This is a genomic window from Pseudomonas sp. NPDC089758, assembly GCF_044748705.1.
GTDB classification, from domain to species: domain Bacteria; phylum Pseudomonadota; class Gammaproteobacteria; order Pseudomonadales; family Pseudomonadaceae; genus Aquipseudomonas; species Aquipseudomonas putida_X.
This window is the reverse complement of sequence record NZ_JBIVGN010000002.1, coordinates 13267-38829: the sequence shown is the minus strand read 5'-3', so window position 1 is coordinate 38829 and position 25563 is coordinate 13267. Positions and strand designations below refer to the sequence as shown.

Sequence of the window (25563 nt, the reverse complement as noted above, 5' to 3'; positions counted from 1 at the left end):
TTTTTGGTCGGTGGCGGCCCACTTTTAGCAAAGGTGTAGTTGCGATGAAACGTGTAGGTCTGATCGGTTGGCGCGGTATGGTCGGTTCCGTGCTCATGCAGCGGATGCTGGAGGAGCAGGATTTCGACCTTATCGAGCCGGTGTTCTTCACTACCTCCAATGTCGGTGGCCAGGGCCCGAGCGTGGGCAAGGATATTGCTCCGCTCAAGGACGCTTATTCGATTGAAGAACTCAAGACCCTCGACGTGATCCTGACCTGTCAGGGCGGCGACTACACCAACGAGGTGTTCCCAAAGCTGCGTGAAGCTGGCTGGCAGGGTTACTGGATCGATGCTGCCTCGTCGCTGCGCATGCAGGACGACGCCGTCATCGTGCTCGATCCGGTCAACCGCAAGGTGATCGACCAGCAGCTCGATGCCGGCACCAAGAACTACATCGGCGGCAACTGCACCGTCAGCCTGATGCTGATGGGCCTTGGCGGCCTGTTCGAAGCGGGCCTGGTCGAGTGGATGAGCGCCATGACCTACCAGGCGGCGTCCGGTGCCGGTGCGCAGAACATGCGCGAGCTGATCAAGCAGATGGGCGCTACCCACGCGGCGGTGGCCGATGACCTGGCCAACCCGGCCAGCGCCATCCTCGACATCGACCGCAAGGTGGCCGAGGCCATGCGCAGCGACGCCTACCCGGCCGAAAACTTCGGCGTGCCCCTGGCCGGCAGCCTGATCCCATGGATCGACAAGGAGCTGCCCAACGGCCAGAGCCGTGAAGAGTGGAAGGCCCAGGCCGAGACCAACAAGATCCTCGGCCGCTTCAAGAGCCCGATCCCGGTCGATGGCATCTGCGTGCGCATCGGCGCCATGCGCTGCCACAGCCAGGCGCTGACCATCAAGCTGAACAAGGACGTGCCACTGGCCGATATCGAAGGCATGATCAGCCAGCACAACCCATGGGTGAAGCTGGTGCCGAACCAGCGCGAGATCAGCATGCAGGAACTGACCCCGACCAACGTCACCGGTACCCTCAACATTCCGGTGGGCCGTTTGCGCAAGCTGAACATGGGCTCGCAGTACCTGGGCGCGTTCACCGTCGGCGATCAGCTGCTGTGGGGCGCTGCCGAGCCGCTGCGCCGCATGCTGCGGATTCTGCTGGAGCGTTGATCGTTCTGCGTTGCACCGAAAACCCGCCCTGGTGACAGCGCGGGTTTTTTTGTGCCTGCGCCGGCCCCGGTAGGGCCAGCACAGACAAAACGTTACAATCCGAGTAAAGTGCCGCCCCCCGCCGTTACAGCAAAAGGATCCTCTCCATGACTCAACCCCTGGACATCGCCGTCGTCGGCGCCACCGGTAGCGTCGGTGAAACCTTGGTACAGATTCTCGAAGAACTGCACTTCCCGGTCGGCACGCTGCACCTGCTGGCCAGCATGGAATCGGCGGGCAGCAGCGTGATGTTCGCCGGCAAGAAGATCAAGGTGCGTGAAGTCGACAGTTTCGATTTCACCCAGGTCAAACTGGCCTTCTTCGCTGCCAGCCCGGCCGTCAGCCGTAGCTTTGCCAGCAAGGCCCATGCGGCTGGCTGCACGGTCATCGACCTGTCTGGCGGCCTGGATGACGCCCTTGCGGTCGTGCCTGAAGCAAACGCCGAGTGCATCGCCGGCCTGGCGCTGCCGGCGTGCATCGCCAGCCCGAGTGCCGCAGCCGTTGCCTTGGCCGTCGCGCTGGCGCCACTCAAGGGGCTGCTGGACATCGAGCGTGTGCAGGTCATGGCGGCGCTGGCGGTGTCTGCCCAAGGCCGGGAGGCTGTCAATGAACTGGCCCGGCAGACCGCCGAGCTGCTCAACGCCCGCCCACTGGAGCCACGCTTCTTCGACCGCCAGGTAGCGTTCAACGTGCTGGCCCAGGTCGGTGCGGCAGACGAGCAGGGCCACACGGCACTCGAGCGCCGGCTGGTCGCTGAGCTGCCGGTGTTGCTGGGGCAGCCTGAACTGAAGATTTCCGTGACCTGCGTTCAAGTCCCGGTGTTTTTTGGCGATAGCTTCAGTGTGGCGGTACAGAGCCGTAAACCTGTGGACCTGGTTGCAGTCAATGCTGCCCTGGAGGGTGCCGACAGTGTCGAGCTGGTCGAGCGAGATGATTATCCGACCCCGGTAGGGGACGCAGTAGGGCAAGACGTGGTCTATGTTGGTCGTGTACGCCATGGTGTTGAGCAAGACCAGCAGCTCAACCTGTGGCTGACCACCGACAACCTGCGCAAGGGCGCTGCGCTCAACGCCGTGCAGGTGGCGCAATTGTTGATTAAACACATAGCGTAAAAGATACTGGCGAGCACTTTTGTCCCGCACCGCGCGCGGTTTCGGGACGATTCATACAAGGGATGAGGTCATGCTTCGAATTCGCAAACTGGTTCTGGCCATGGCGGCAGCGTCGGCGCTGTCATCTGGCATGGCGAATGCCTTGGGGTTGGGTGAACTGACGCTCAAATCGGCGCAGAACCAGCCGCTGGACGCCGAGATCGAATTGCTCGATGTGCGCGACCTCACCGCTGCCGAAGTGGCACCAAGCCTGGCGCCCCCGGAAGAGTTCAGCAAGGCCGGGGTGGAATACCCGGGCTACCTCGAGGACCTGACCTTCACCCCGGTGATCAACCCCAATGGCAAGAGCGTGCTGCGGGTTACCTCCAGCCAGCCGCTGCCGGGCTCGGTGGTCAAGTTTCTGGTGCAGGTGATGTGGCCCCAGGGCCGTCTGCTGCGTGACTACAGTGTGCTGCTCGACCAGGCCAAGGCCCAGGGCGAGCAGCCTGCCGCGGCCAATGTCACCCCGGCAACCAGCAGCGCCGGCAGCTACACCACCAAGCGCCGCGATACCCTTTGGCAGATTGCTGCACGCAATACCCAGAACGGTGGGTCGGTGCAGCAGACCATGATCGCCATTCAGGCGCTGAACCCGGATGCCTTCATCGGCAACAACATCAACCAGTTGAAAGTTGGCCAGGTATTGCGCCTGCCCGATCAGCAGCAGATCCAGAGCATCCCCCAGGCCGAAGCCAATCGCGAAGTGGCCGAACAGTATGCTGCATGGCGTGAGGGCCGGCGCCTTGGTCCGCGCGCCCGGCAGCTTGACGCTACCCGCCGCGGCGCTGCCGATGCGGCGCCCGAGCGTATCGCCCAGGGTGACAACCTGCGCCTGGTCAGCCCTGGCAACCAGCCTGACGCTGGCGATGCCAAGGCGCTCAACGACAAGCTGGCCGTGGCCCAGGAGAGCCTGGACACCAGCCGTCGTGACAACGAAGAACTCAAAAGCCGGATGAGCGACCTGCAGAGCCAGTTGGACAAGCTGCAGCGCCTGATTCAGCTCAAGAATGACCAGCTCGCTCGCCTGGAGGCACAAGGTGCCGCCGGGCAGCCCGCACCTGCCGCCACCTTGCCGGGTGAGTCGGCCCCGCTGCAACCTGCCGACAACGCCCAGGTACCGCCTGCCGAGCCCGTCGTGGCACCGGCGCCGGCGGCCGTCGATACCGCGCCTGGCGCTGCCACGGCGGGCGAGGATGCCCCTGCCGCCCAGCAGCCGGGCGCGCTGGATGGCATCCTGGGGAACCCGCTGCTACTGGCCCTGATCGCAGGCTCCGCATTCCTCGTGCTGTTGCTGCTGGTGCTGCTGGCGCGTCGACGTAAAGCCCAGCAGGAGGCCGAAAAGCACCTGCGTATGGCGCGGGCGCTGGCTGAGGAAGGCGAGCGTAATCCCGACCTCGACCTGCCTGCGAGCAGCTTCGATGAGCTGCAGGTGTCTGCGCCTGCGGTAACCCTGTCGCCGGCGGTGGTGGCGGCCTCGGCTGCTGCAGCCGTTGCCGCGGAAAAACCGGTTGCCCCGGCACCCGTTGCCGCGCCATTACCGGAGCAGGACCCGAATGCCGAGCTGTTGGCCGAGGTCGAGCAGAGCCTGGCCCGCGGTCGTCTGAACCATGCGGCCGACCTGTTGGAAACAGCCGTCGCTGCGCAACCGGAGCATGATGGCCTGCGGTTGAAGCTGATGGAGGTCTATGCGCGCCAGGGTGACCACAGCGCATTCGTGGAGCAGGAACGCAAGCTGCCGGCCAGCGAAGAGAATATCGCGCAGGTCAGTCAGCTCAAGGAGCACTACCCAGCCATGCTCGGCCTTGCCGCGGCGGGGGTGGGGGCTGCGGCGCTGGCTGCCGAGCTCGATGAGCAGTACGTGCAGGAGCTGTTGCAGGATCAGCCGCAATCGCCGGCAGCGGTCGATGCCGAGCCTGAAGCTGAACCGCAAACCGAGGCCGGCGCTCAAGCGCCTGCCCTCGATGACAACGGCCCGGACAGTGCCTTCGACCTTGAGCTGAGTGACGATCTGCCCCTGAGCGACCTTGAACCGCCAATGCTCGATGAAGCTGCGTTGACGGATGTGCAGGCAAATGATGAGCCGCCCGCCGTCGCCGAGCCTGCCGCGCAGGAAGCCGACGCCGACGCCGATTTCGAAGCCTTGCTGGCGCAGGCTCAGGCTGAACCGCAGAGCGTCGATGACCTGGCGGACTTCGACCTGGACGTGGGTGAGCCGAGCGGTGCCGAGCCGGTTGAGGAAGAGCCGGTCGACGTCGCTGCCGAATTGGCCGCTTTCGATTCCATCCCGGAGTTCGACCCGATTTCCGAGCTGGAGCTGCCAGAAGACTTCGATCTGTCGCTGTCGCTGGATGACCAGTCGCCGGCCGCCAAGAGCTTCGCTTCCGAGCTGAGCGACGTCAACGCCGAACTGGACAAGCTGTCGCAGAACCTCGAGTCGCCGTCGCTGGAACCGCACTTCACCGCTGAGGACGCTGCCCAGGAGCCGGAACCCCTGGACGATCTGGACTTCGATTTCTTCTCCGGCAGCGACGAAGTGGCTACCAAGCTCGACCTGGCGCGTGCCTATATCGATATGGGCGACCATCAGGGGGCGCGTGACATCCTCGATGAAGTGGTCAAGGATGGCGACGATACACAGCGCCTGGAAGCCGAAGACATGCTGTCCCGGCTGGTCTGAAGGCCTCACCCGCAGCTTGAAACCAACGGCAGCCCAACAAGGCTGCCGTTGTCGTTATAATCCCCGGCACTCCGTATTGCCCCACAGGTTTCACGCTCTTGGACATCATCGACACCGCTGCCACCGAATCGGCCGCCGAAGGCTTCACCCGCATCGCCCTGGGGGTGGAATACAAGGGTTCGCGCTACCGCGGCTGGCAACGCCAGGCCAGTGGTGTGCCCAGTGTCCAGCAGGCGCTGGAGCAGGCGCTGTCGAAAGTGGCCAACGAGCCCATCACGGTGGTCTGCGCCGGGCGTACCGACGCCGGTGTGCATGGTTGTGGGCAGATCGTGCATTTCGATACCCGCGCCAATCGTGACGAACGCGCCTGGACCCTGGGCACCAACTTCAACCTGCCCCACGACATCAGTGTGGTCTGGTCGCGGCCGATGCCTGCGGATTTCCATGCGCGCTTCAAGGCCACCGCCCGGCGCTACCGTTATGTCATCTACAACGACCCGATCCGCCCGGCACACCTGGCCGAGGAAGTGACGTGGAATCATCGCCCGCTCGATGTGGAGCGCATGGCCGATGCTGCACAGTTCCTGCTGGGGACTCACGACTTCAGTGCCTTTCGCGCCAGCCAGTGCCAGGCCAAGTCGCCGATCAAGCATATCCATCACCTGCGGGTCACCCGTCATGGGCAGATGATCGTGCTGGATGTGCGGGCCACTGCTTTCCTGCACCACATGGTGCGCAATATCGCCGGTGTGCTGATGACCATCGGTGCAGGCGAGCGCCCTGCGGGCTGGGCTCGGGAAGTGCTGGAAGGGCGCAACCGGCGCGAAGGCGGGGTAACGGCCCATCCCTACGGCCTGTACCTGGTTCAGGTGGAGTATCCGGAGGAATTCCAGCTGCCACAGCGTTACATCGGCCCACACTTTCTGACCGGCTACGAGGCGTTGTCCGACTGACGGCCGAAAACGCTTTTGCTACCATCGGGCCTTTCAGTGGTTTCTCAGGGTTTGCAGTCCATGAGCAATGTTCGCAGCAAGATCTGCGGGATTACCCGCATAGAGGACGCGCTGGCCGCCGTCGAGGCAGGGGCCGATGCCATTGGTTTGGTTTTCTATGGCAAAAGCCCGCGCGCCGTCGATGTGCGCCAGGCGCGGGCAATCATGGCCGAACTGCCGCCCTTCGTGACCACGGTCGGCCTGTTCGTCAACGCCTCGCGCTGCGAACTCAACGAGATCCTCGAGGCTGTGCCGCTGGACCTGCTACAGTTCCACGGCGACGAAACCCCGGCTGATTGCGAAGGCTATCACCGCCCTTGGATCAAGGCGCTGCGCGTACGCCCGGGTGACGATCTGGAGGCTGCCTGCCGGTACTATGCCGGCGCGCGTGGCATCCTGCTCGACACCTATGTCGCCGGAGTGCCCGGTGGTACCGGCGAGGCGTTCGACTGGTCGCTGGTGCCTGCACGGCTGAGCAAGCCGATCATACTCGCCGGGGGCTTGTCTGCCAGCACCGTCGGTCAGGCCATCGCCCAGGTGCGGCCGTATGCGGTGGATGTGAGTGGTGGTGTGGAGCAGGCCAAGGGCATCAAGGACGCGGCGAAGATCGAAGCGTTCATGCGCGCGGTGAAACAGGCGTGATGCCAGATGTGACGGCTGGCGGCGGGCCATCGTCCATAACTATCGCAGCCCTGCGGGGCGGCTGCCGGCATGCCGGTTGGCCAAAGAATACGTTGACGACGGTGCGGTACACAGGCAGCCCCTGTGGCCGGTCCGTCATCGTTTGACAGAAGAATTTGAGCTCAAAGGGCAGGGCATGGCCGGCCAGACTGGTCCCCGCCCGCCAATACTGGAGAAATAAAGCATGAGCAACTGGTTAGTCGACAAACTGATCCCTTCGATCATGCGTTCCGAGGTGAAGAAGAGCTCGGTGCCAGAAGGCCTGTGGCACAAGTGCCCAGCCTGTGAGGCCGTGCTGTATCGTCCGGAGCTGGAAAAGACCCTTGATGTCTGCCCCAAGTGCAACCACCACATGCGCATCGGCGCCCGTCAGCGCATCGACATCTTCCTCGATGCTGAAGGCCGTGCCGAGCTGGGTGCCGAGCTGGAGCCGGTCGACCGCCTGAAATTCCGCGATGGCAAGAAGTACAAGGACCGTCTGGTCGGTGCCCAGAAACAGACCGGCGAGAAGGACGCGCTGATCTCCATGAGCGGCACCCTGATGGGCATGCCGATCGTGGTCAGTGCTTTCGAGTTTTCCTTCATGGGTGGCTCCATGGGCGCCGTCGTCGGTGAGCGCTTCGTCCGCGCTGCCAACTATGCCCTGGAAAACCGCTGCCCGATGATCTGCTTCTCGGCCTCCGGTGGTGCGCGCATGCAGGAAGCGCTGATCTCGCTGATGCAGATGGCCAAGACTTCGGCTGTGCTGGCCCGCCTGCGCGAAGAGGGCATACCGTTCATCTCCGTATTGACCGACCCGGTCTACGGCGGTGTTTCCGCCAGTCTGGCGATGCTTGGCGATGTCATTGTCGGTGAGCCAAAGGCGCTGATCGGCTTTGCCGGCCCGCGCGTGATCGAGCAAACCGTGCGGGAAAAGCTGCCTGAAGGCTTCCAGCGCAGCGAGTTCCTGCTGGAGCACGGCGCCATCGACCTGATCATCTCGCGTGGCGATCTGCGTCCACGCCTGGCTCGCCTGCTGGCGCAGATGACCGGCCAGGAAACTCCCGAGCAGGCACGCGAGGCCGCTGCGGTCGCCTGATGAAAGACAGAACCCTGGGCGAATGGCTCGCCTACCTCGAGCAGTTGCACCCCTCGGCCATCGACATGGGGCTGGAGCGTTCGCAAAAGGTGCTTGCACGGTTGGCCCTGGGCAAGCTGGCGCCTCGTGTGGTGACGGTCACCGGCACCAACGGCAAAGGCTCGACCTGTGCCTTCCTGGCGTCGTTGCTGCGTGCCCAGGGGTTGAAGGTTGGCGTGTACAGCTCGCCACACCTGTTGCGTTACAACGAACGGGTGCTGATCGACGGCCAGGAGGCCAGTGATGAGCGCCTGTGCGAAGCCTTCGCTGCCGTCGAGGCCGCCCGAGGCGAGATTTCCCTCACCTATTTCGAGATGGGCACCCTGGCGGCATTCTGGCTGTTCTACCAGTCCGGGCTGGATGCCGTGGTGCTTGAAGTGGGGTTGGGGGGGCGTCTGGATACCGTGAACGTCATCGATGCCGACCTGGCTCTGGTGACCAGTATCGGCGTCGACCATGTCGATTACCTGGGCGATACCCGCGAGTTGGTCGCCTTCGAGAAGGCTGGCATCTTCCGCCCGGGCAAACCAGCGCTGTGCGGTGACCTGGATCCCCCTCAGCCACTGTTGGACAAGGCCCGTGAACTGGCGGCGCCGTTGTTCCTGCGTGGGCGCGACTTCGACCTTGCCAGCGCCGATACCACCTGGCACTGGCGTGGTACGGCAGCAGATGGCGCCGCGGTGGAGCTGTCAGGCCTGCCGCTGCTCGACCTGCCGATGGAAAACGCCACCCTGGCGCTGCAGGCGTACCTGCTGATGGGGCTTGCTTGGGATGCCGGGCAAATCCGTCAGGCACTGCTCGATACCCGTATTACCGGGCGGCTGGACCGTCGTACGCTCAATTGGCAAGGCAAACGCGTAGAGCTGTTGCTGGATGTGGGGCATAACCCCCATGCAGCAGCGTATCTGGCGCGTCGCTTGTCAGTGCGGCCGGTCGAGGGCAGGCGTTTGGCCGTGTTCGGCCTGCTGGCGGACAAAGACCTGGCGGGCGTGTTGGCGCCTTTGCATGGCTTGGTCGATGACTGGGCGGTGGCGCCTTTGCAGTCACCGCGCAGCCGCCCGGCCGCCGAGCTTGTCGGCGCCTTGACGAACCTCGGTGCGTCGGTGAAGTCTTATGCCAGCGTCGGCGCCGCCCTTGATGGGCAATGCGCTCAGGCGATGGCGGGTGACCAGATCCTGCTGTTCGGTTCGTTTTTCTGTGTTGCCGAGGCCCTGGAATGGCTTGGGCAGCAGGCCCTGGAGGGGTGAGTAGATGGCAGTGCTGGATAAAGGGATGAAACAGCGCATGGTGGGTGCGTTGGTGCTGGTGGCGCTGGCGGTTATTTTCCTGCCGATGCTGTTCACCCGCGAGGACGAAATGCGTCAGGTGCGCGTCGAAGCCCCGCAGGCACCGGCGATGCCGAGCTTGCCTGAAGTCAAGGTAGAGCCGGTTGCAGTGCCCGAGCCGCAACCGCTGCCGCAAGAGCCGCAGCAGGCGCCAGTGGTGGTCAATGAGTCCTCGGCCCCGGTGGCCACGCCGAGCCAGCCGATCACGCCGTCGCCGCAAACCCAGGCGCAGGTCCAGCCCAAGCCGCAGGCGCCGGAGCCGGCGGCCAAGCCCCAGGCGCAAGCGGCCGCTACCCCTGCGCCGGCGGCAAGCGCCAGCCCAGCGTCGAAAATCGACGCCAACGGCTTGCCGGTGAGCTGGTCGATCCAGCTGGCCAGCCTGTCCAATCGCGCCGGGGCCGAGAGCCTGCAGAAAACCCTGCGCAGCCAGGGTTACAACGCCTACATCCGTTCGGCCGGTGGCATGAATCGGGTCTATGTGGGGCCGCTGATCGAACGTGCCGAGGCCGAGCGCCTGCGCGATGCGATCAATCGGCAGCAGAAGCTCAAGGGCTTCGTGGTTCGTTTCCAGCCAGAACGCGGTTGATTCCAGGGGCTGCTCTGCAGCCCATCCGTGGCCAAGCCAATCGGCCTGACATTCCGCTTACTCCCGGCCCTTTGCTCTGGTAAAATGCGCCGCCTCAAACGTCTGCAGGCAGCACCGTGGCATTTACCTGGGTTGATTGGGCGATCATCGCGATCATCGCCGTTTCCACACTGATCAGTCTCAAGCGCGGCTTCGTCAAGGAAGCCTTGTCCCTGCTCATCTGGATCATTGCCGGTGCAGTCGCCTGGATGTTCGGTGGGTCGCTCTCGGTGTATCTTGAAAGCTACATCCAGACCCCATCGATGCGCATCATCGCTGGCTGCGCCATTCTCTTCGTCGCCACCCTGCTGGTGGGCGCGATGGTCAATTTCCTGGTCGGTGAGCTGATCCGCGTGACCGGGCTGTCCGGTACCGATCGTTTTCTCGGCATGGCCTTCGGCGCGGCGCGCGGGGCCTTGCTGGTGGTGGTTGCCATCGGCCTGCTCAGCCTGGGGCCGGTGCAACAGGATACCTGGTGGCAGGAATCTCGCCTGATACCACAATTTCTATTGGTCGCTGACTGGTCGAAGAACCTGATTCTGGGTTTCACCAGCCAGTGGATGTCCAGTGGGGTGATCAGCACTCCGGCTGATCTCCCGTTCAAGGAACAGTTGCTCGGGCCTGCAAAGCCTTGAGCGCTATTCACTCAAGTTTCATCAAAGTAGGGGTTGCGTCGCATGTGTGGCATCGTCGGTATCGTCGGTAAGTCGAACGTCAATCAGGCGCTGTATGACGCGCTTACGGTCCTCCAGCACCGCGGCCAGGACGCTGCAGGTATCGTGACCAGCCACGACGGCCGGTTGTTCCTGCGCAAGGATAATGGCCTGGTGCGCGATGTCTTCCAGCAGCGCCACATGCAGCGCCTGGTAGGCCATATGGGTATCGGCCACGTCCGTTACCCGACTGCGGGCAGCTCGACCTCGGCCGAAGCCCAGCCGTTCTATGTCAACTCGCCGTATGGCATCACCCTGGCGCACAACGGCAACCTGACCAACGTCGAGCAGTTGGCCAAGGAGATCTACGAGTCCGACCTGCGCCACGTCAACACCAACTCCGACTCGGAAGTGCTGCTGAACGTGTTCGCCCATGAACTGGCGGTGCGTGGCAAGCTGCAGCCTACCGAAGAAGACGTGTTCGCCGCCGTTTCCCACGTGCACAGCCGCTGCGTCGGTGGTTACGCGGTGGTGGCGATGGTGACCGGCTACGGCATCGTCGGCTTCCGTGACCCCAACGGCATTCGCCCGGTGGTGTTCGGTCAGCGCCATACCGACGAAGGCGTCGAGTACATGATCGCCTCGGAAAGCGTTGCCCTGGACGTGCTCGGCTTCACCCTGATCCGCGACCTGGCGCCGGGCGAGGCGGTGTACATCACCGAGGAAGGCCAGCTGTACACCAAGCAGTGCGCTGAAAGCCCGAAACTGCAGCCGTGCATCTTCGAGCACGTCTACCTGGCCCGTCCGGACTCGATCATGGATGGTGTTTCGGTGTACAAGGCGCGCCTGCGCATGGGCGAGAAGCTGGCCGAGAAGATCCAGCGCGAACGCCCGGACCACGACATCGACGTGGTCATCCCGATCCCTGACACCAGCCGCACCGCCGCCCTGGAGCTGGCCAACCACCTGGGCGTCAAGTTCCGCGAAGGTTTCGTCAAGAACCGTTACATCGGCCGTACCTTCATCATGCCCGGCCAGGCTGCCCGCAAGAAGTCGGTGCGCCAGAAGCTCAATGCCATCGAGCTGGAGTTCCGCGGCAAGAACGTGATGCTGGTCGACGACTCCATCGTGCGCGGCACCACCTGCAAGCAGATCATCCAGATGGCCCGCGAAGCCGGCGCTAAAAACGTCTACTTCTGTTCCGCGGCCCCTGCGGTGCGTTACCCCAACGTCTACGGCATCGACATGCCGAGCGCTCACGAACTGATCGCCCACAACCGCACCACCGACCAGGTGGCCGAGTTGATCGGCGCCGACTGGCTGGTCTACCAGGACCTGCCGGACCTGATCGAATCGGTCGGTGGCGGCAAGATAAAGATCGAGCACTTCGATTGCGCGGTGTTCAACGGTGAATACGTCACCGGCGACATCGACGAAGCCTACCTCGACCGCATCGAGCAGGCGCGCAATGACCTGGCCAAGGTGAAGAACCAGGCGGTCAGCGCGATCATCGACCTCTACAACAACTGATTTGGAGAGCGACGGCATGACGGATCAATGGGATGCCGGGCGACTGGACAGTGACCTCGAGGGTGTCGGCTTCGACACCCTGGCGGTGCGTGCCGGTCAGAACCGTACACCGGAGGCGGAGCACAGCGAAGCGCTGTTCCTGACCTCCAGCTATGTCTTCCGCACGGCCGCTGATGCGGCTGCGCGCTTTGCCGGTGAAACCCCTGGCAACGTCTATTCGCGCTACACCAACCCCACCGTGCGTGCCTTCGAAGAGCGCCTGGCGGCGATGGAAGGTGCCGAGCAGGCCGTGGCCACCTCGACCGGTATGGCGGCGATCCTCGCTGTGGTGATGTCCCTGTGCAGCGCCGGCGACCATGTGCTGGTTTCGCAGAGCGTGTTCGGCTCGACGATCAGCCTGTTCGAGAAGTACTTCAAGCGCTTCGGCGTGCAGGTGGACTACGTGCCACTGGTCGATCTGGCGGGTTGGGACAAGGCCATCAAGGCCAATACCAAGCTGCTGATCCTCGAGTCGCCTTCCAACCCGTTGGCCGAACTGGTGGACATTGCCGCGCTGGCCGAAATTGCCCATGCCCGTGGTGCCATGCTGGTGGTGGACAACTGCTTCAGCACCCCGGCGCTGCAGCAGCCGCTCAAGCTTGGCGCTGACATCGTGTTCCATTCCGCTACCAAGTTCATCGACGGCCAGGGCCGTTGCATGGGTGGCGTCGTGGCCGGGCGCAGCGAGCAGATGAAAGAGGTGGTGGGCTTTTTGCGCACTGCCGGTCCGACCCTCAGCCCGTTCAATGCCTGGATCTTCACCAAAGGCCTGGAAACGCTCAAGCTGCGCATGCGTGCGCACTGCCAGAGCGCTCAGCAACTGGCAGAGTGGCTGGAGCAGCAGGAGGGTGTCGAGAAGGTGCATTACGCCGGCTTGCCAAGCCATCCGCAGCACGAACTGGCCAAGCGCCAGATGACTGGCTTCGGCGCGGTGGTGAGTTTCGAGGTCAAGGGGGGCAAGGAGGGCGCCTGGCGCTTCATCGATGCCACGCGGGTGATCTCGATCACCACCAACCTGGGTGACAGCAAGACCACCATCGCCCACCCGGCCACCACCTCTCACGGCCGCCTGACCCCGCAGGAGCGTGAGGCTGCAGGTATTCGCGACAGCCTGATCCGCGTGGCTGTCGGCCTGGAAGACGTCGCCGACCTGCAAGCCGACCTTGCGCGTGGGCTGGCAGCACTGTGATCGACTGGAAGGGCGGCTCGCCGGGCCATAACGGCCGGGTAGCACTGGTAACCGGTGCCGCACGCGGCATCGGCCTGGGCATTGCTGCCTGGTTGATCTGCGAAGGCTGGCAGGTGGTGCTGAGCGACCTGGACCGCCCTCGCGGCGCCAAGGTTGCCAAGGCCTTGGGTGAAAACGCCTGGTTCATCACCATGGACGTGGCCGATGAAGCCCAGGTGAGTGCCGGGGTTTCCGAGGTGTTGGGGCAGTTCGGGCGGCTGGACGCGCTGGTGTGCAACGCGGCCATCGCCAACCCGCATAACCAGACCTTGGAGAGCTTGAGCCTGGCGCAATGGAATCGTGTGCTGGCAGTCAACCTCAACGGCCCGATGCTGCTGGCCAAGCACTGCGCGCCGTACCTGCGTGCGCACAATGGTGCGATAGTCAACCTGACCTCGACCCGTGCCCGGCAGTCGGAGCCAGATACCGAGGCTTACGCCGCGAGCAAGGGCGGCCTGGTGGCGTTGACCCATGCCTTGGCCATGAGCCTGGGCCCGGAAATCCGCGTCAATGCAGTGAGCCCGGGCTGGATCGATACGCGTGACCCTGCGCAACGCCGTGCCGAACCGTTGAGCGAAGCCGACCATGCCCAGCACCCGACGGGCAGGGTAGGGACGGTGGAAGACGTCGCGGCCATGGTGGCCTGGCTGTTGTCGCGCCAGGCAGCGTTCGTCACTGGCCAGGAGTTTGTGGTCGATGGCGGCATGACCCGCAAGATGATCTACACCTGAGCTGCAAGCTTCAAGCTTCAAGCTGCAAGAGGGACCGTGAGGTCCCTTAGTCATTTGTGGGGAGCGGGAATCGTATGGGCGACACCTGGCTTTTTCTTGCGGCTTGCGGCTTGGAGCTTGGAGCTTGGAGCTGCAAGTCGCGAGAGCGGTCGTAAGGTCCCTTAGTCATTTGTGGGGAGCGGAAATCGTATGGGCGACACCTGGCTTTTTCTTGCAGCTTGCAGCTTGCCGCTTACCGCTGCCTTCAAAAAAAATCCAACGGGGGTATTGACTTAGCGTCGGCACCTGCGTAAATTTCGCGGCCTCAGCGAAGCAAACGCAACAAGCAACATCGCGAGGGTGATTAGCTCAGCCGGGAGAGCATCTGCCTTACAAGCAGAGGGTCGGCGGTTCGATCCCGTCATCACCCACCACTTCCTGAGCGTTCCTGATGCAGGGTGCTTCGACAGAAGCAAATTGCTGGAGAGGAACAAGGCCTGATAAGCCACCATGCGCAGCGGTAGTTCAGTCGGTTAGAATACCGGCCTGTCACGCCGGGGGTCGCGGGTTCGAGTCCCGTCCGCTGCGCCATTTTTCAGTAACAGATGGGTGCCTGGCACCGGTCTGAAGCCGAAGGCAAAATTGCCTCAGGCTGATCCCAGTTCAATCAGGCGCAAGCCTGAACGATACGCAGCGGTAGTTCAGTCGGTTAGAATACCGGCCTGTCACGCCGGGGGTCGCGGGTTCGAGTCCCGTCCGCTGCGCCATCTTCGTTTCGAAGCCCCTTGAACGCTTCGAAGCAACAAAAAGAGCGATCTACGTGTCGCTTTTTTTGTGCCTGACCTGAGTGGTGTTCACCGCGAGGGGAAGCACAGTTTCAACCGGGCGAAAGCCCAAGCGATACGCAGCGGTAGTTCAGTCGGTTAGAATACCGGCCTGTCACGCCGGGGGTCGCGGGTTCGAGTCCCGTCCGCTGCGCCATCTTCGCCTCGAAGCCCCTTGAACGCTTCGAAGCAAAACGAGAAAGCGACCTTAGGGTCGCTTTTTTCGTTCATGCGGCCGCAAAGTCAACATTTACACGATGCTGACAGACTCTTCACCGTCGAACGGTTTCAGTGCAAGGGCGCTGTGATGCACAATAGGCACCTCTCGACTTACCCGGAATTCGCAATGACCAGATCATCCGTCTTTGGTGCGCTCGGGCTGGCCCTGGTGCTGGCGGGCGTGACCGGTTGCTCCTCGAAAAAAACCGCCATCTATGAGCATGAGAACTTCGATGACTCAGGCACCTTCTCGCGCAGCTTCCCGGTCAGCGAAGCCGGCTCGTGCGAGGCTGCCCGGCGTGCGCTGCTGAGCCAGGGTTACATCATCACCAGCAGCGGTGCCAACCAGATAGCCGGTAACAAAAGCTTCCAGCAGAACAGCGAAAACCACCTGCAGATCAGCTTCAGCGTGACCTGCGCGCCCGACAGCGGTGACGAACAGCGTTCGACCATGTTCGCCAACGCGCTGCAGGACCGCTACGCCCTCAAGAAGTCCAATACGTCCGCCAGCCTCGGCGTCGGTGTGTTGGGTTCGGTGTCGATGCCCATCGGCTCCAGTGACGATTCCATGGTCAAGGTCGCCAGCGAGACCGTGACCGCGCCGCAGTTCTACGAGCGTTACTTTGCGCTGGTCGAAAGCTATTTGCCGAAACCCAAAGCGAAGAAGGTCAGCAAGGCCAAGGTTGAAGCGCCGGCACCCAAGGTCGAGAACACAGCGCCTGCGTTGGGGCTGCCTGAGCAGGTTTCGCCAGCGCCTGTGAGCGCTGCTCCTTTAGCAGAGTCGGCTTCGGCATCAGCACCAGCACCAGCACCAGCACCGGCACCAGAACCAACACCAGCTCCAGCTCCAGCTCCAGCTCCAGCTGAGGCGGTGCTCCCGGCAAGCGAGGCGCCAGCTGCGCCGGTAGTTGACGACAGCCAGGGATCGCAACCCGTCGCACCCCCGGCCGCGCCGGCGCCGATTGAAGTGCAGCAGGAGGCACAGCCTGCCGAGGCTGAAGCACCGGCTCTCTGACCGATCTGCCCTGAGGAGCCGTCAACACGGCGTTTCATGCGCTGTTACAGATACTCAGACGATAACTTTCTGAACACCTGCTACGTTTACCACTCATAGGCTTGTAATCAGTTCTTCATCCAGCCTGCTTAGGCTGGAGACCATGACCAACGAAGATAAAAGAGTTAAGAGGACGCAGGGTATGGATGAATATCAGGAAGAGCTGCTCGAGTACCAAGCCTACGAGCTGGACACCCCGGAACCGGCCGACGACGCCACCGAGCTTTGACCCACCTGCCGCTGACTGCGGCGCACCCCCCCCGGTGTGAGGCCCGTCCAGCGCTTGAACGCGCGCTGGAAGGCTTCAGCCGATGCAAAACCCAACAGATAGGCAATCTCACCGAAGGTCAATTCCGTATCGCGGATATAGGCTTCGGCGAGGTCACGCCGTGTGTCATTGAGCAAGTCACGAAAGCGCGTGCCTTCCTCTGCCAGTTTGCGCCGCAAGGTCCAGGCGGGCAGTTGCAGACGCAGTGCAACTTCTTCCAGGCCGGGCTCACGGCCCCCGTTGAGCAGGGGGCCGAGCAGGTGGGTGATGCGCTCGCCCAGGCTGCGTACGCGGGTGCGCTGCAGCATGTGCGTTTCACACAGTTGCAGCAGGTGCTGCCAGGTGCTCGGGCAATGCTGGGGGTTGGCCAGCTCCAGCGTGGCTCGGCCCAGGCGCAATCGGTTACCGCTGGCGGCAAACTGCACGGCTGTACTGCATAACGGTTGATACTGGGCGGCGTAGCCGGGGGCTTCGAATTCGATTTCCAGGCGCTCGGCCAGTACAGGCGTTTCGGTCAGTGCCGCAAGCTGGGCCAGCCAGCCGGTCAGCAGGGAATCCACCACGAAACGGTTGTAGGCGTTATAAGGGCTGATCGAGTAGAAGCTCAACCATGCCCCCTGGGCATCTTCCTGATAACTCGAATGCCCGCGGTAGTTGGCGGCATACAGCGGCTCGAAACGCAGCAGGGTACGGGCGGCTTCGCCCAAGGTAGGCGCCTGCGCGGCTGTCACGCCCGCGAGACCCGCCTGGGCCAGCCGGCTCAGGCGCCCCATGTGCAGGCCCAGAGCAGGCTCCCCGCACAGCGCGATTGCAGCATGCCCCAAGTGCATGTAGCGGGGGATCGACAGCCGCGCACCGGCTTCGGCCAAGCGTGTCTCATCCAGCCCGTAACGGCGCAGCAGCGGCTGAGGATCATGACCGAGGCCTTGCAGAGCCTCAGCCAGCGGCTGAACGAAACCTACCGAAAGGTCGCCCAGGCGAACGCGGGGGCGGGGCATACCCCTACAGCCACACGTTCAGCAGGCGTGCGCCCTGGCTGGGAGGGCCTGTGAGCAATTCGCCACTTTGATGGGCGAAGCCTTGGCCGTCGCTGCCCTGGTCCCAGAACTGCCCACGCATGAATACACTCATGCTGCTGACCCCCTGGCCGGCAGCCTCGGTCAGGCGTTGCCAGGCGGTCTTCTCACTCACTTCACCGCGTTGCAGGGCAAGCTCGGCCGCCGCATCCTGGTGCCGGTTGCCGCGCCATGGCGCTTGCCAGCTGTCCTTGCCGCTCAGGAAAACCGGATTGGCGACCAGTTGTACCTGCTGGCTCTGCAGCTGCTGGTGGTTCTCCGGGTACCAACTGTCGCTGCCGATCAGCACGCCCAGACGCCCGGCCGGGGTTTGCACGACTTGCAGTGGTTGTTTGCGGCCATCATGGATATACCGCCGTACCTGGCTGTCGGGGAATTGCTGGCGTTGCGGCTGGCCCAAGGGGGAACCGTCGCCGGCGAACACCAGGCTGCTGTTGAACAATGGGCCGCCGCCGGCATGCAGCACGCCTTGTTCCACATACGGGTCAGGCAGCACGATCGAGCCGGCTACCAAGGTCACGCCGAACTCCTTGGCCAAGCTGCCGAACAGTTGCTGGTAGTCGCTGGCCATCTGCTGAGCCTTCATGCGCAAGTGCGCATCGGCCCGGCGGTCGTCGCCGCTGGCGCGCAATATCGCCAGGCCATAGCGCAGCGGGTTGCTCAGCTCCAGCCATTGCTCCGCTTCGCGGCTACGAGTGACCTGGTAGAGTTCGTTCTTTTCACCGCGAGCCCACAGCCAGGTACCGATGTGCTCTGGCAGTACCACCACCGTGCGCGGGCCGATCAGGCCTTTGGCGCGGGCTTGTTGCAAGTAGGCCGACAGCTTGCGGTGCAGGCGTTGCAGGTTTTGATAGTCGCTTGGATAAAGCAGGGGCTCGACGCCCAGCAGGTTGCCCTGCTCGCCGGGCACGCCGTGGTCCAGCGCCAGTTCGATGCGCAGGTCGGAGAGGTAGTGGCCTTCCGGGCGCTGCTGGGTCCAGAAGCCATAGCCGCACAGGGCGGCGATCATCACCAGCGCCAAGGCGCTTGCCAATAGTTTTCGCATGCCTTTGATGTCGTTGATACTCGCAGTGACGCGGCGGTAAACCAAGAATTCGCTAAGCATTGTGTCACAGTCGCGGTCTTGAGCGTGCCTCGCGCAGCCGTCGATTTCAACTGGGTTTGGCAGGTGCGACTTTGTCGATGATCTGCTTTGCCAATGCGTGGTAGAGGGAAACGGGCGAAATGCAACCAGAGATGCCGGCCGCCATCAATGTCACTGCCAGCATCGGGATGGCCAGGTCCGGGCTGTGGGTAAGCTCCAGAACGATCACCGATGCAGTCAACGGCGAACGCGTCACCCCAGCCAGGTAGGCCCCCATTCCCAGCAGTGCGCATGCCTGGGGATCGACATTGGGTATCACGCGCAACAGCGGCTCGAATGCCGCACCGATGCTCAGCGAAGGTGAGAACAGGCCCCCCGGTATGCCCGAGAGGTAAGAGACGACATTGGCCAGAAACTTCCAGAGCAGGAAACTGGCGTCGGTGATCGGTCGGCCCTCCAGCAAGGCCCGGGTCTCTTCGTAGCCGGTGCCGAACACATGGTTGCCGGACACCAGCCCCAGCACTGCCAGCACCAGCCCGCAGCTCGCCGCGAAGCGCACCGGATAGCGCCCGCGCAGTGCGCAGAGACGGCCAAGCAGGCCCTTGTCGGTAGGCAGCACCAGCCTGGCGTAGCAGCCACCCAGCACCCCGCCCAGCAGCGCGCAGGCAGGCACCACACTCCAACCCCAGCCTACGGGCATCCGCCCGCTTATTTCGCCGAAGTAGGCGTTGTGCCCCGTCAGCCCCAGGGTGACAACGCCGCCGATCAGCACCGCCGTCAGCACCAGGCCGCTGAAGCGTTGTTCAAACGTGCGGCTCAGTTCTTCAATGGCAAAGACGACACCGGCCAGCGGGGTGTTGAACGCAGCGGCTATGCCGGCTGCGCCGCCTGCGAGGATCAGGCCGGCAATGGTGCGGCGCCCGTGCAGGCCCAATCGCCGGCCGAAGGAATAGAGCACGGCAGCGCCGATGTGAACGGTCGGCCCCTCGCGCCCGACCGACCCCCCTACCAGCAGGGCGCCCAACGTCAGGCTCATGCGCGCGGCGGCAACGGGTATCGAAAGCAGTCGGGCCCGCAGGCGCCGGGATGGCATTTCCAAGGCGGCGATCACCTGAGGTATGCCACTACCTCTGGCATTTTCGAACCAGCGCTGTGTCAAATAGGTCAGAAGGGCGAAGCCCAGGGGAGTGATGAGCAGGGGTGACCAGGGCAGCCATTCCAGCAGGCGCTTGAACGAAGCGAATGCGGCTTCGGCCAGCCAGGCGAATGCCAATGCGACAAGCCCCACCAGCAGGGCCCCGATCCAGAACGCCAGACGCTGACGCCATTCTCGCCAGCGTGCACGGGCGAGAGGGCGGGAAGGGAGGCTGGTACGGTCGGGCATCGTCTATGCAGTATCGGCGAATAAAGCCACGAGTATGACGTGTATGAGCGGGGTGGCAAACCCGACAGAGGTGGTATTCAGGCAGGGCGGACAGGCGCCTGGTAGTTTCGGCCAGTGCGGTCGCGCCAGGCTGGCTCGAAATGTGTATCGATTTGAGATTTTTATCCTCGGAGGTTACGGTTCATGGCTGTTCAAGCGCACAGGCTCGGCAAACGAAGATCTTCCAGGCTGCTAATCTGGGCAGATATCGTGGTGCCGGGGCACCCTGTGCTCATCGCTTTACAAGGAGAACTGCCGTAATGACAGCAGCCGATAAACCCAGGAGCACACTCAACCCACCCGTTTTTTACACCAGCGCAATACTCATCTTTCTGCTGGTCTTGTACGCCACGGCTTTTCAGACGCACGCCCAGGCGCTGTTCGAACAGGTTCAGCAATGGATCATCACCAACGCCAGCTGGTTCTACATCCTCACCGTAGCGCTGGTGTTGATCAGCGTGGTGTTTCTGGCCGTGAGCCGCTACGGCGACATCAAGCTGGGGCCTGATCACAGCGAGCCTGATTACCGGAAAAGCAGCTGGTTCGCCATGCTGTTCTCCGCAGGCATGGGGATCGGCCTGATGTTCTTCGGCGTGGCCGAGCCGGTGATGCATTTCACCACTCCGCCTGTGGGCGACCCTGGTACAGTGGCAGCGGCTCGCGAAGCCATGAAGATCACCTTCTTCCATTGGGGCCTGCATGCCTGGGCGATCTATGCCATCGTCGCGCTCATCCTGGCCTACTTCAGCTTCCGCAATGGTTTGCCACTGACGTTGCGCTCAGCGCTCTATCCGCTGATCGGTGAACGGATTTACGGGCCTATCGGGCACGCCGTGGATATCTTCGCCATCCTCGGCACGGTGTTCGGTGTGGCGACCTCGCTGGGTTATGGGGTATTGCAGATCAACAGCGGTTTCCACCATTTGTTCGGTCTGCCGGTAAACCCCACGGTTCAAGTCATTCTCATCGCTGCCACCTGCGCGTTGGCGACACTGTCCGTGGCCAGCGGCCTGGACAAGGGTATCCGCATCCTCTCCGAGCTCAACCTGAGCCTGGCTGTCATCCTGATGCTGTTCGTGTTGTTGCTCGGGCCCACTGTGTTTCTGCTGCAGGCCTACGTGCAGAATACCGGTGCCTACCTTTCCGATATCGTCAACAAGACCTTCAATCTCTACGCCTATGAACCCACTGATTGGATTGGCGGCTGGACTCTTTTGTACTGGGGCTGGTGGTTGTCCTGGTCGCCTTTCGTAGGCCTGTTCATCGCACGCATTTCCCGCGGGCGGACCATTCGTGAGTTCGTGTGCGGTGTGCTGTTCGTACCCGCAGGCTTCACCTTGCTCTGGATGACGGTGTTCGGGGACTCCGCGATACACATGATCCTCAACGAAGGCGTCAGGGACCTGGCTGCGGTGGTCGATCAGGACAGTTCACTGGCCTTGTTCGCGTTTCTCGAGCACTTCCCGTTCTCCAGTGTCATTTCGCTGATAGCGGTGCTCATGGTGGTGGTGTTCTTCGTCACTTCGGCGGACTCCGGTGCGCTGGTGGTCGATATGCTCGCCTCGTCCGGGCAAGGCCATTCGCCCTTGTGGCAACGCATCTTCTGGTCGGTCAGCATTGGCGCTGTCGCCATTGCGCTGTTGCTGGCCAACGGTCTCAAGGCTCTGCAGACGGCGACCATCGCCAGTGCCTTGCCCTTCGCCGCCATTTTGCTGATCGCCATCTGGGGCTTGTTCAAGGCGCTGAGCCTCGATGCCACCCGCCGCGGGTTGCGCAATCAGGCCTTGCCCGGCCCACGGCATACGCGCGTTCCCCACGGGGGGTGGCAGCGGCGCTTGCGCAATATCGCCATGATGCCGCGGCGTGCCCATGTGACCCGCTTCATCGCCGAAGTGGTGAAGCCTGCCTGTGAAGAAGTCGCCTCGGAATTGCGCAAGCAGGGCTATGACGTTGCGGTGAACGAGCGCGATGATGGGCGCGTGACGCTTGAGCTTTCCCATGCTGGGGAAGGGCGTTTCCTGTATGAGGTACGCCCGCGCGCATTCAACACTCCGAGTTTCGTCATGCAGGATACCGACGAGGGTTCCGATACCCGCAAGTACTTCCGTGCTGAAGTGCATCTGCGTGAAGGGGGCCAGGATTACGACATCATGGGATGGAGCCGGGACGATGTGATCGGCGACATTCTCGATCAGTACGAGCGCCACTTGCACTACCTGCACGTCGTCAGCTGATCAGCCCTCGCACTGCCCTGTACGCGCGCTCAGGGCAGTGCTTTGCGCCGATCCGCGGCTGCACCGCCTTCGCATGCCCAGAAATCCACGGCAGCAATGCTAGAGGTCGGCGGTCCCACCCAGTAGGAGAGGGGCTGGCACCTGCCCTCGACGCACAATTGATAGTCGCCGGCCTCGGGCGTGCGCCCGGCATGCAGAGGTTGCAGCGGGGGCAGATGGCGGTGGTAGTGCCATGCCCCATCACGCAGGCGAGCGTCATCCGGGATCTCCATGCCGGCGCCGCTGCCTCGCACCCGAGCCTCCTGCAGCACCAGGCCTGCCGGTGTCACCTGATAATCTTCCTCCCAGCGGACCTTCTCCACACTGTGCTGCCAGGCCAGGGTAACCTCCTGCAACGGCAGGCTTGCCCAGACCACACCGGCAAGCCCGATGCAAAGGCTGGTCATGCAGGTTGCCCGGGCGCGGGCCGGCTGCGCCAGTAATGCCAGCCCATGACGGCAATGCCCAAGGCGAAGCCGACCTCGTCGCTGATGGGCAAGGCAAGAATCAGCGATACACCTGCCATGAACGCCAACAGCCGTTCCCACCATGGCATGGGCATGCGCCAGTGACCGGTGGACGCGCACCCCCAGAGAGCCACTGCAAACATGGCCTTGATCAGCATGTACAAGGTCGCGCCGACGCTGTCGCCCTGCATCATCAACGCCGGGTCATATACCGCCATGAACGGCACGACGAAACCGGCCATTGCAATGCGTACCGCCCAGAAGCTGATCAATAGCCCTTTCTCTTTGGCAATGGGGGCGGCGGCAAAGCAGGCCAACGCTACCGGCGGCGTCAGGTCGGCAAGGATGCCGAAATAAAACACGAACATGTGTGAGACGATCAGCGGCACCCCGAGCTCCAGCAAGGCCGGCGCGGCGATGGAGCTGGTGATGATGTAATTGGGAATGGTCGGGATACCCATGCCCAGGACCAGGCAGGTCAACATGGTCAAAAGCAGCGACAGGAATAGGTTTTCCCGGCCCAGGTCGAGAATGTACCCGGCGAATGTCGTCGCCAGGCCGGTCAACGAGATCACCCCGATGATTACCCCGACCAAGGCGCACGCGATACCTACCGGCACCGCATGGCGCGCACCTTCGACCAGGGCCATGACGCAGGCACGGAGGGTGGCACGTCCACCCTGTATGAACGCGCAGGCGATAGCGAGCGCGGCGATCACCAGCAGAATGACACCAATGCCCATGCGGAAGAACCCTGAGCAGAGGATCCCCAGCGCCACCCAGAAGGCCGCCCGCAACCATGTCTTTTGCGCCCGCAGGATGATTGCCGAACCAAGGATGACAATGGCTGTCAGGGCCAGGCCGACCATACCCGAATACAGGGGTGTGCGGCCGGAGAACAGAAGGCCGACCAGTACTACCAGGGGGATCAGCAGGAACCAGCGTTGACGCACTGCCTTCCAGGCACTCGGGCATTGCTCGCGGGGTAGACCATGCAGCTGGCTGCGCCGGGCTTCCAGGTGCACCATCCAGTACACCGAGCCGAAATACAGCAAGGCCGGAATGAGCGCGGCCTTCGCCACTTCGGCATAGGGGACGTTGATCGTTTCGGCCATGATGAACGCCACCGCGCCCATGACCGGTGGCATCAGCTGGCTGCCCATGCTTGCGGTCGACTCAACGCCCCCGGCAAATGCCGGCTTGTAGCCGAAGCGCTTCATCAGCGGGATGGTGAACTGCCCGGTGGTGACCACGTTTGCCACCCCTGAACCGGTGATGGTCCCCATCAGCGCCGAGGAGAATACCGAGACTTTTGCCGGCCCCCCGCTGCGATGGCCGAACAGGCCCATGGCAAAGTCAGTGAACAGCCGGATCATGCCGGCCTGTTCAAGGAACGCGCCGAACAGGATGAACAGGTAGATATAGGTCGCCGAGACATAGGTGGGCGTGCCATACAGCCCCTCGGTGCCGAAGGCCAGTTGGTTGACGATCTGATCGAGGCCGTAGCCGCGATGGGCAAGGTCACCGGGCAGGTACTGGCCGAGCAGCCCGTAGGCCAGAAAAAGAGCGCAAATGATGGGCAGGGCGATACCCATCACCCGGCGCGCTGCCTCGAAAACCAGGCCGATCAGCAGCAGGCCGAACACCAGGTCACTGGTGGTCAGTTCCCCGGAGCGTTGAATCAGCTCGCCCTCGAAATGCCACTGGTAGGCAGCAGTGGCCATGCCTGCCAGGCCCAGCAGCCAGCCAAGCGGTTGCCACGGCCTGCGATGACCTGCCCACGGGTAGCTCAGGTACACCACCAGCAGCAAGAACCCTACGTGTACTGCCCGCAGTACCTGACTGGAAACCAGCGGGAAGGCCGCCGTGGCGATCTGAAAGGTCGAAAATGCCAAGGCCACGGCAAAAAGCGTGGCAGGCCAACGGTCGGTACTGGCTTGCAGACCTTGCCCGGTATCACTCATGTGCCGCTCCCTCAGGGGTCGAGTCAATAGTCAGGGGAGCAGGTTTTTCTCCTTGAAATACCGTTCTGCGCCAGGGTGCAGTGGAATGGGCAGGTTCTTGGCAGCATTCTGCGGTTGGATATCGCTTGCTGCCGAATGGGCAGTGACCAGGCGCGGCAGGTTGTCGAAGATCAGCCGGGTCATGTCATAGGCCAGGTCATCGCTGATATCGGCGCGTGTGACCAGGATATTGGTGATGGCTACGGTTGGCACTTCAGCGTCCTGGCCATCGTATGTGTTGGCGGGAATGCTCGCGGGTTGATAGGCACTGTTGCCGATTTTGCTCACGATGGCGGCTGGCACAGGTACGAACACTACCGGCAGGGTAGCGGCCAGGTCACGGATGGCCGCCTGGCCGAGCCCGGAAGATTGCAGCGTGGCGTCCAGCTGACGGTTCTTGATCAGCTCTACGGATTCGGCATACGGCAGGTACTCGACCTTGCCCAGGTCTTGATAGCTGAGCCCCGCGGCCTTGAAGATGGCACGGGCGTTGAGCTCGGTGCCGGACTTCGGCGCACCGACCGAGATACGTTTGCCTTTGAGGTCTTCCAGCGAGGTGATGCCCGACTCCTTGCTGGCGACGATCTGGATGTAGTTAGGGTAGGTGCCGGCGATGGCGCGCAGTTTCTTCAGCGGTGCTTTGAAGCCGGCTTCGGCGTCCCCCTTCCAGGCATCGGCCACCGAATCTCCCAGCGCGAACGCCAGTTCGCCCCGGCCGGCTTGCAGCAGATTGAGGTTTTCCACCGAGGCCTTGGTGGCTTGCACTGAGGTCTTGCTGCCCTCGATGCCATGGCTGTAGATCTGGGATATCCCCACGCCGATGGGGTAGTAGACGCCGCTGGTGCCGCCTGTGAGGATGTTGATGAAGGTTGGCGCGGCCTGGGCTGTTGCACAAGCTGCCAGTAGGGTGCTGGCCAAGGCCAGGCGAAGGGCTCGGTTCATGACATT

At 63.0% G+C, this 25563-nt stretch carries 20 protein-coding genes and 4 tRNA genes; 18 read left to right on the top strand and 6 right to left on the bottom strand.

The genetic code is table 11. The annotated features are described in order from the left end of the window. The first annotated feature begins 44 nt into the window (after positions 1-44). The 17 genes from asd (at position 45) to ACIPZH_RS02810 (ending at position 15982) form a co-directional block, all read left to right on the top strand. The gene (asd, locus tag ACIPZH_RS02890) at positions 45-1157 is read left to right on the top strand and encodes an aspartate-semialdehyde dehydrogenase (RefSeq protein ID WP_241803058.1); all 1113 of its coding nucleotides are present in this window, start codon (positions 45-47) and stop codon (positions 1155-1157) included. A gap of 146 nt (positions 1158-1303) precedes the next feature. Further along, positions 1304-2308 carry an aspartate-semialdehyde dehydrogenase gene (locus ACIPZH_RS02885; protein ID WP_400635033.1) on the top strand — a complete coding sequence of 335 codons (1005 nt, stop codon included), beginning with the start codon at positions 1304-1306 and terminating at the stop codon, positions 2306-2308. A 70-nt stretch (positions 2309-2378) separates the two neighbouring features. Further along, positions 2379-5024 carry a FimV/HubP family polar landmark protein gene (locus ACIPZH_RS02880; RefSeq protein ID WP_400635031.1) on the top strand — a complete coding sequence of 882 codons (2646 nt, stop codon included), beginning with the start codon at positions 2379-2381 and terminating at the stop codon, positions 5022-5024. A 98-nt stretch (positions 5025-5122) separates the two neighbouring features. Continuing rightward, positions 5123-5977, top strand: a complete 855-nt coding sequence (gene truA, locus ACIPZH_RS02875) for a tRNA pseudouridine(38-40) synthase TruA (RefSeq protein ID WP_400635029.1) — start codon at positions 5123-5125, stop codon at positions 5975-5977. A 60-nt stretch (positions 5978-6037) separates the two neighbouring features. Continuing rightward, positions 6038-6658: a phosphoribosylanthranilate isomerase gene (locus ACIPZH_RS02870; RefSeq protein WP_400635027.1), complete on the top strand. Its 621-nt coding sequence runs from the start codon at positions 6038-6040 to the stop codon at positions 6656-6658. Between the two features lie 223 nt (positions 6659-6881). Next, positions 6882-7775 (top strand): acetyl-CoA carboxylase, carboxyltransferase subunit beta, encoded by an 894-nt coding sequence (gene accD / locus ACIPZH_RS02865; protein WP_241803063.1) that lies wholly within the window; start codon positions 6882-6884, stop codon positions 7773-7775. Beyond that, positions 7775-9061, top strand: a complete 1287-nt coding sequence (gene folC / locus ACIPZH_RS02860) for a bifunctional tetrahydrofolate synthase/dihydrofolate synthase (RefSeq protein WP_400635025.1) — start codon at positions 7775-7777, stop codon at positions 9059-9061. Before accD ends, folC begins: the two co-directional genes overlap by 1 nt. 4 nt (positions 9062-9065) lie before the next feature. Continuing rightward, positions 9066-9725, top strand: coding sequence for an SPOR domain-containing protein (locus ACIPZH_RS02855; RefSeq protein WP_400626983.1), 660 nt, complete (start codon positions 9066-9068; stop codon positions 9723-9725). A 116-nt stretch (positions 9726-9841) separates the two neighbouring features. Then, positions 9842-10399: a CvpA family protein gene (locus tag ACIPZH_RS02850; protein ID WP_012313468.1), complete on the top strand. Its 558-nt coding sequence runs from the start codon at positions 9842-9844 to the stop codon at positions 10397-10399. Between the two features lie 42 nt (positions 10400-10441). Next, a complete protein-coding gene (gene purF, locus ACIPZH_RS02845) occupies positions 10442-11947 on the top strand; it encodes an amidophosphoribosyltransferase (protein WP_012313469.1) in 1506 nt (501 codons plus the stop codon). Between the two features lie 16 nt (positions 11948-11963). Then, positions 11964-13175: an O-succinylhomoserine sulfhydrylase gene (locus tag ACIPZH_RS02840; protein ID WP_241803066.1), complete on the top strand. Its 1212-nt coding sequence runs from the start codon at positions 11964-11966 to the stop codon at positions 13173-13175. Beyond that, positions 13172-13945, top strand: coding sequence for an SDR family oxidoreductase (locus ACIPZH_RS02835; RefSeq protein ID WP_241803067.1), 774 nt, complete (start codon positions 13172-13174; stop codon positions 13943-13945). Before ACIPZH_RS02840 ends, ACIPZH_RS02835 begins: the two co-directional genes overlap by 4 nt. A 337-nt stretch (positions 13946-14282) precedes the next feature. Next, positions 14283-14358 (top strand) — tRNA-Val (locus ACIPZH_RS02830). 80 nt (positions 14359-14438) lie between these two features. Further along, a tRNA-Asp gene (locus tag ACIPZH_RS02825) sits at positions 14439-14515 on the top strand. Between the two features lie 99 nt (positions 14516-14614). Beyond that, positions 14615-14691, top strand: a tRNA-Asp gene (locus tag ACIPZH_RS02820). Between the two features lie 137 nt (positions 14692-14828). Then, positions 14829-14905 (top strand) — tRNA-Asp (locus tag ACIPZH_RS02815). A gap of 189 nt (positions 14906-15094) precedes the next feature. Then, positions 15095-15982, top strand: a complete 888-nt coding sequence (locus ACIPZH_RS02810; RefSeq protein WP_400635023.1) for a DUF2242 domain-containing protein — start codon at positions 15095-15097, stop codon at positions 15980-15982. Positions 15983-16201: 219 nt separating this feature from the next. Here ACIPZH_RS02810 and ACIPZH_RS02805 read toward each other — a convergent pair whose 3' ends face one another. From ACIPZH_RS02805 to ACIPZH_RS02795, 3 genes are all read right to left on the bottom strand, one after another. After that, positions 16202-17287, bottom strand: coding sequence for an AraC family transcriptional regulator (locus tag ACIPZH_RS02805; RefSeq protein WP_241803069.1), 1086 nt, complete (start codon positions 17285-17287; stop codon positions 16202-16204). A 4-nt stretch (positions 17288-17291) separates the two neighbouring features. Next, positions 17292-18410: a nitrilase-related carbon-nitrogen hydrolase gene (locus tag ACIPZH_RS02800; RefSeq protein WP_267822138.1), complete on the bottom strand. Its 1119-nt coding sequence runs from the start codon at positions 18408-18410 to the stop codon at positions 17292-17294. A 106-nt stretch (positions 18411-18516) separates the two neighbouring features. Further along, positions 18517-19833 (bottom strand): chloride channel protein, encoded by a 1317-nt coding sequence (locus ACIPZH_RS02795; RefSeq protein ID WP_400635021.1) that lies wholly within the window; start codon positions 19831-19833, stop codon positions 18517-18519. Positions 19834-20132: 299 nt separating this feature from the next. Here ACIPZH_RS02795 and ACIPZH_RS02790 point away from each other — a divergent pair, with 299 nt between their 5' ends. Then, positions 20133-22106 carry a choline BCCT transporter BetT gene (locus ACIPZH_RS02790; RefSeq protein ID WP_241803072.1) on the top strand — a complete coding sequence of 658 codons (1974 nt, stop codon included), beginning with the start codon at positions 20133-20135 and terminating at the stop codon, positions 22104-22106. A gap of 29 nt (positions 22107-22135) precedes the next feature. On the opposite strand, the gene ACIPZH_RS02785 is transcribed toward ACIPZH_RS02790, so the two are convergent. Genes ACIPZH_RS02785 through ACIPZH_RS02775 form a run of 3 tightly spaced genes read right to left on the bottom strand, consistent with a single transcriptional unit; the run spans position 22136 to position 25557 of the window. Further along, complete coding sequence (locus tag ACIPZH_RS02785) at positions 22136-22552, bottom strand: DUF1850 domain-containing protein (protein WP_241803073.1); 417 nt, start codon at positions 22550-22552, stop codon at positions 22136-22138. Beyond that, positions 22549-24576, bottom strand: coding sequence for a TRAP transporter permease (locus ACIPZH_RS02780; RefSeq protein WP_400635019.1), 2028 nt, complete (start codon positions 24574-24576; stop codon positions 22549-22551). Before ACIPZH_RS02780 ends, ACIPZH_RS02785 begins: the two co-directional genes overlap by 4 nt. Positions 24577-24606: 30 nt before the next feature. After that, positions 24607-25557 (bottom strand): TAXI family TRAP transporter solute-binding subunit, encoded by a 951-nt coding sequence (locus ACIPZH_RS02775; RefSeq protein ID WP_400635018.1) that lies wholly within the window; start codon positions 25555-25557, stop codon positions 24607-24609. Between the last annotated feature and the right edge of the window lie 6 nt (positions 25558-25563).

Excerpts from the sequence above, each read along its gene's own strand:
- asd (WP_241803058.1), top strand. The coding sequence starts at position 45 with ATGAAACGTGTAGGTCTGATCGGTTGGCGCGGTATGGTCGGTTCCGTG.
- ACIPZH_RS02885 (WP_400635033.1), top strand. The coding sequence starts at position 1,304 with ATGACTCAACCCCTGGACATCGCCGTCGTCGGCGCCACCGGTAGCGTC.
- ACIPZH_RS02880 (WP_400635031.1), top strand. The coding sequence starts at position 2,379 with ATGCTTCGAATTCGCAAACTGGTTCTGGCCATGGCGGCAGCGTCGGCG.
- ACIPZH_RS02870 (WP_400635027.1), top strand. The coding sequence starts at position 6,038 with ATGAGCAATGTTCGCAGCAAGATCTGCGGGATTACCCGCATAGAGGAC.
- accD (WP_241803063.1), top strand. The coding sequence starts at position 6,882 with ATGAGCAACTGGTTAGTCGACAAACTGATCCCTTCGATCATGCGTTCC.
- folC (WP_400635025.1), top strand. The coding sequence starts at position 7,775 with ATGAAAGACAGAACCCTGGGCGAATGGCTCGCCTACCTCGAGCAGTTG.
- ACIPZH_RS02855 (WP_400626983.1), top strand. The coding sequence starts at position 9,066 with ATGGCAGTGCTGGATAAAGGGATGAAACAGCGCATGGTGGGTGCGTTG.
- purF (WP_012313469.1), top strand. The coding sequence starts at position 10,442 with ATGTGTGGCATCGTCGGTATCGTCGGTAAGTCGAACGTCAATCAGGCG.
- ACIPZH_RS02840 (WP_241803066.1), top strand. The coding sequence starts at position 11,964 with ATGACGGATCAATGGGATGCCGGGCGACTGGACAGTGACCTCGAGGGT.
- ACIPZH_RS02810 (WP_400635023.1), top strand. The coding sequence starts at position 15,095 with ATGACCAGATCATCCGTCTTTGGTGCGCTCGGGCTGGCCCTGGTGCTG.
- ACIPZH_RS02805 (WP_241803069.1), bottom strand. The coding sequence starts at position 17,287 with ATGCCCCGCCCCCGCGTTCGCCTGGGCGACCTTTCGGTAGGTTTCGTT.
- ACIPZH_RS02800 (WP_267822138.1), bottom strand. The coding sequence starts at position 18,410 with ATGCGAAAACTATTGGCAAGCGCCTTGGCGCTGGTGATGATCGCCGCC.
- ACIPZH_RS02795 (WP_400635021.1), bottom strand. The coding sequence starts at position 19,833 with ATGCCCGACCGTACCAGCCTCCCTTCCCGCCCTCTCGCCCGTGCACGC.
- ACIPZH_RS02790 (WP_241803072.1), top strand. The coding sequence starts at position 20,133 with ATGACAGCAGCCGATAAACCCAGGAGCACACTCAACCCACCCGTTTTT.
- ACIPZH_RS02785 (WP_241803073.1), bottom strand. The coding sequence starts at position 22,552 with ATGACCAGCCTTTGCATCGGGCTTGCCGGTGTGGTCTGGGCAAGCCTG.
- ACIPZH_RS02780 (WP_400635019.1), bottom strand. The coding sequence starts at position 24,576 with ATGAGTGATACCGGGCAAGGTCTGCAAGCCAGTACCGACCGTTGGCCT.
- ACIPZH_RS02775 (WP_400635018.1), bottom strand. The coding sequence starts at position 25,557 with ATGAACCGAGCCCTTCGCCTGGCCTTGGCCAGCACCCTACTGGCAGCT.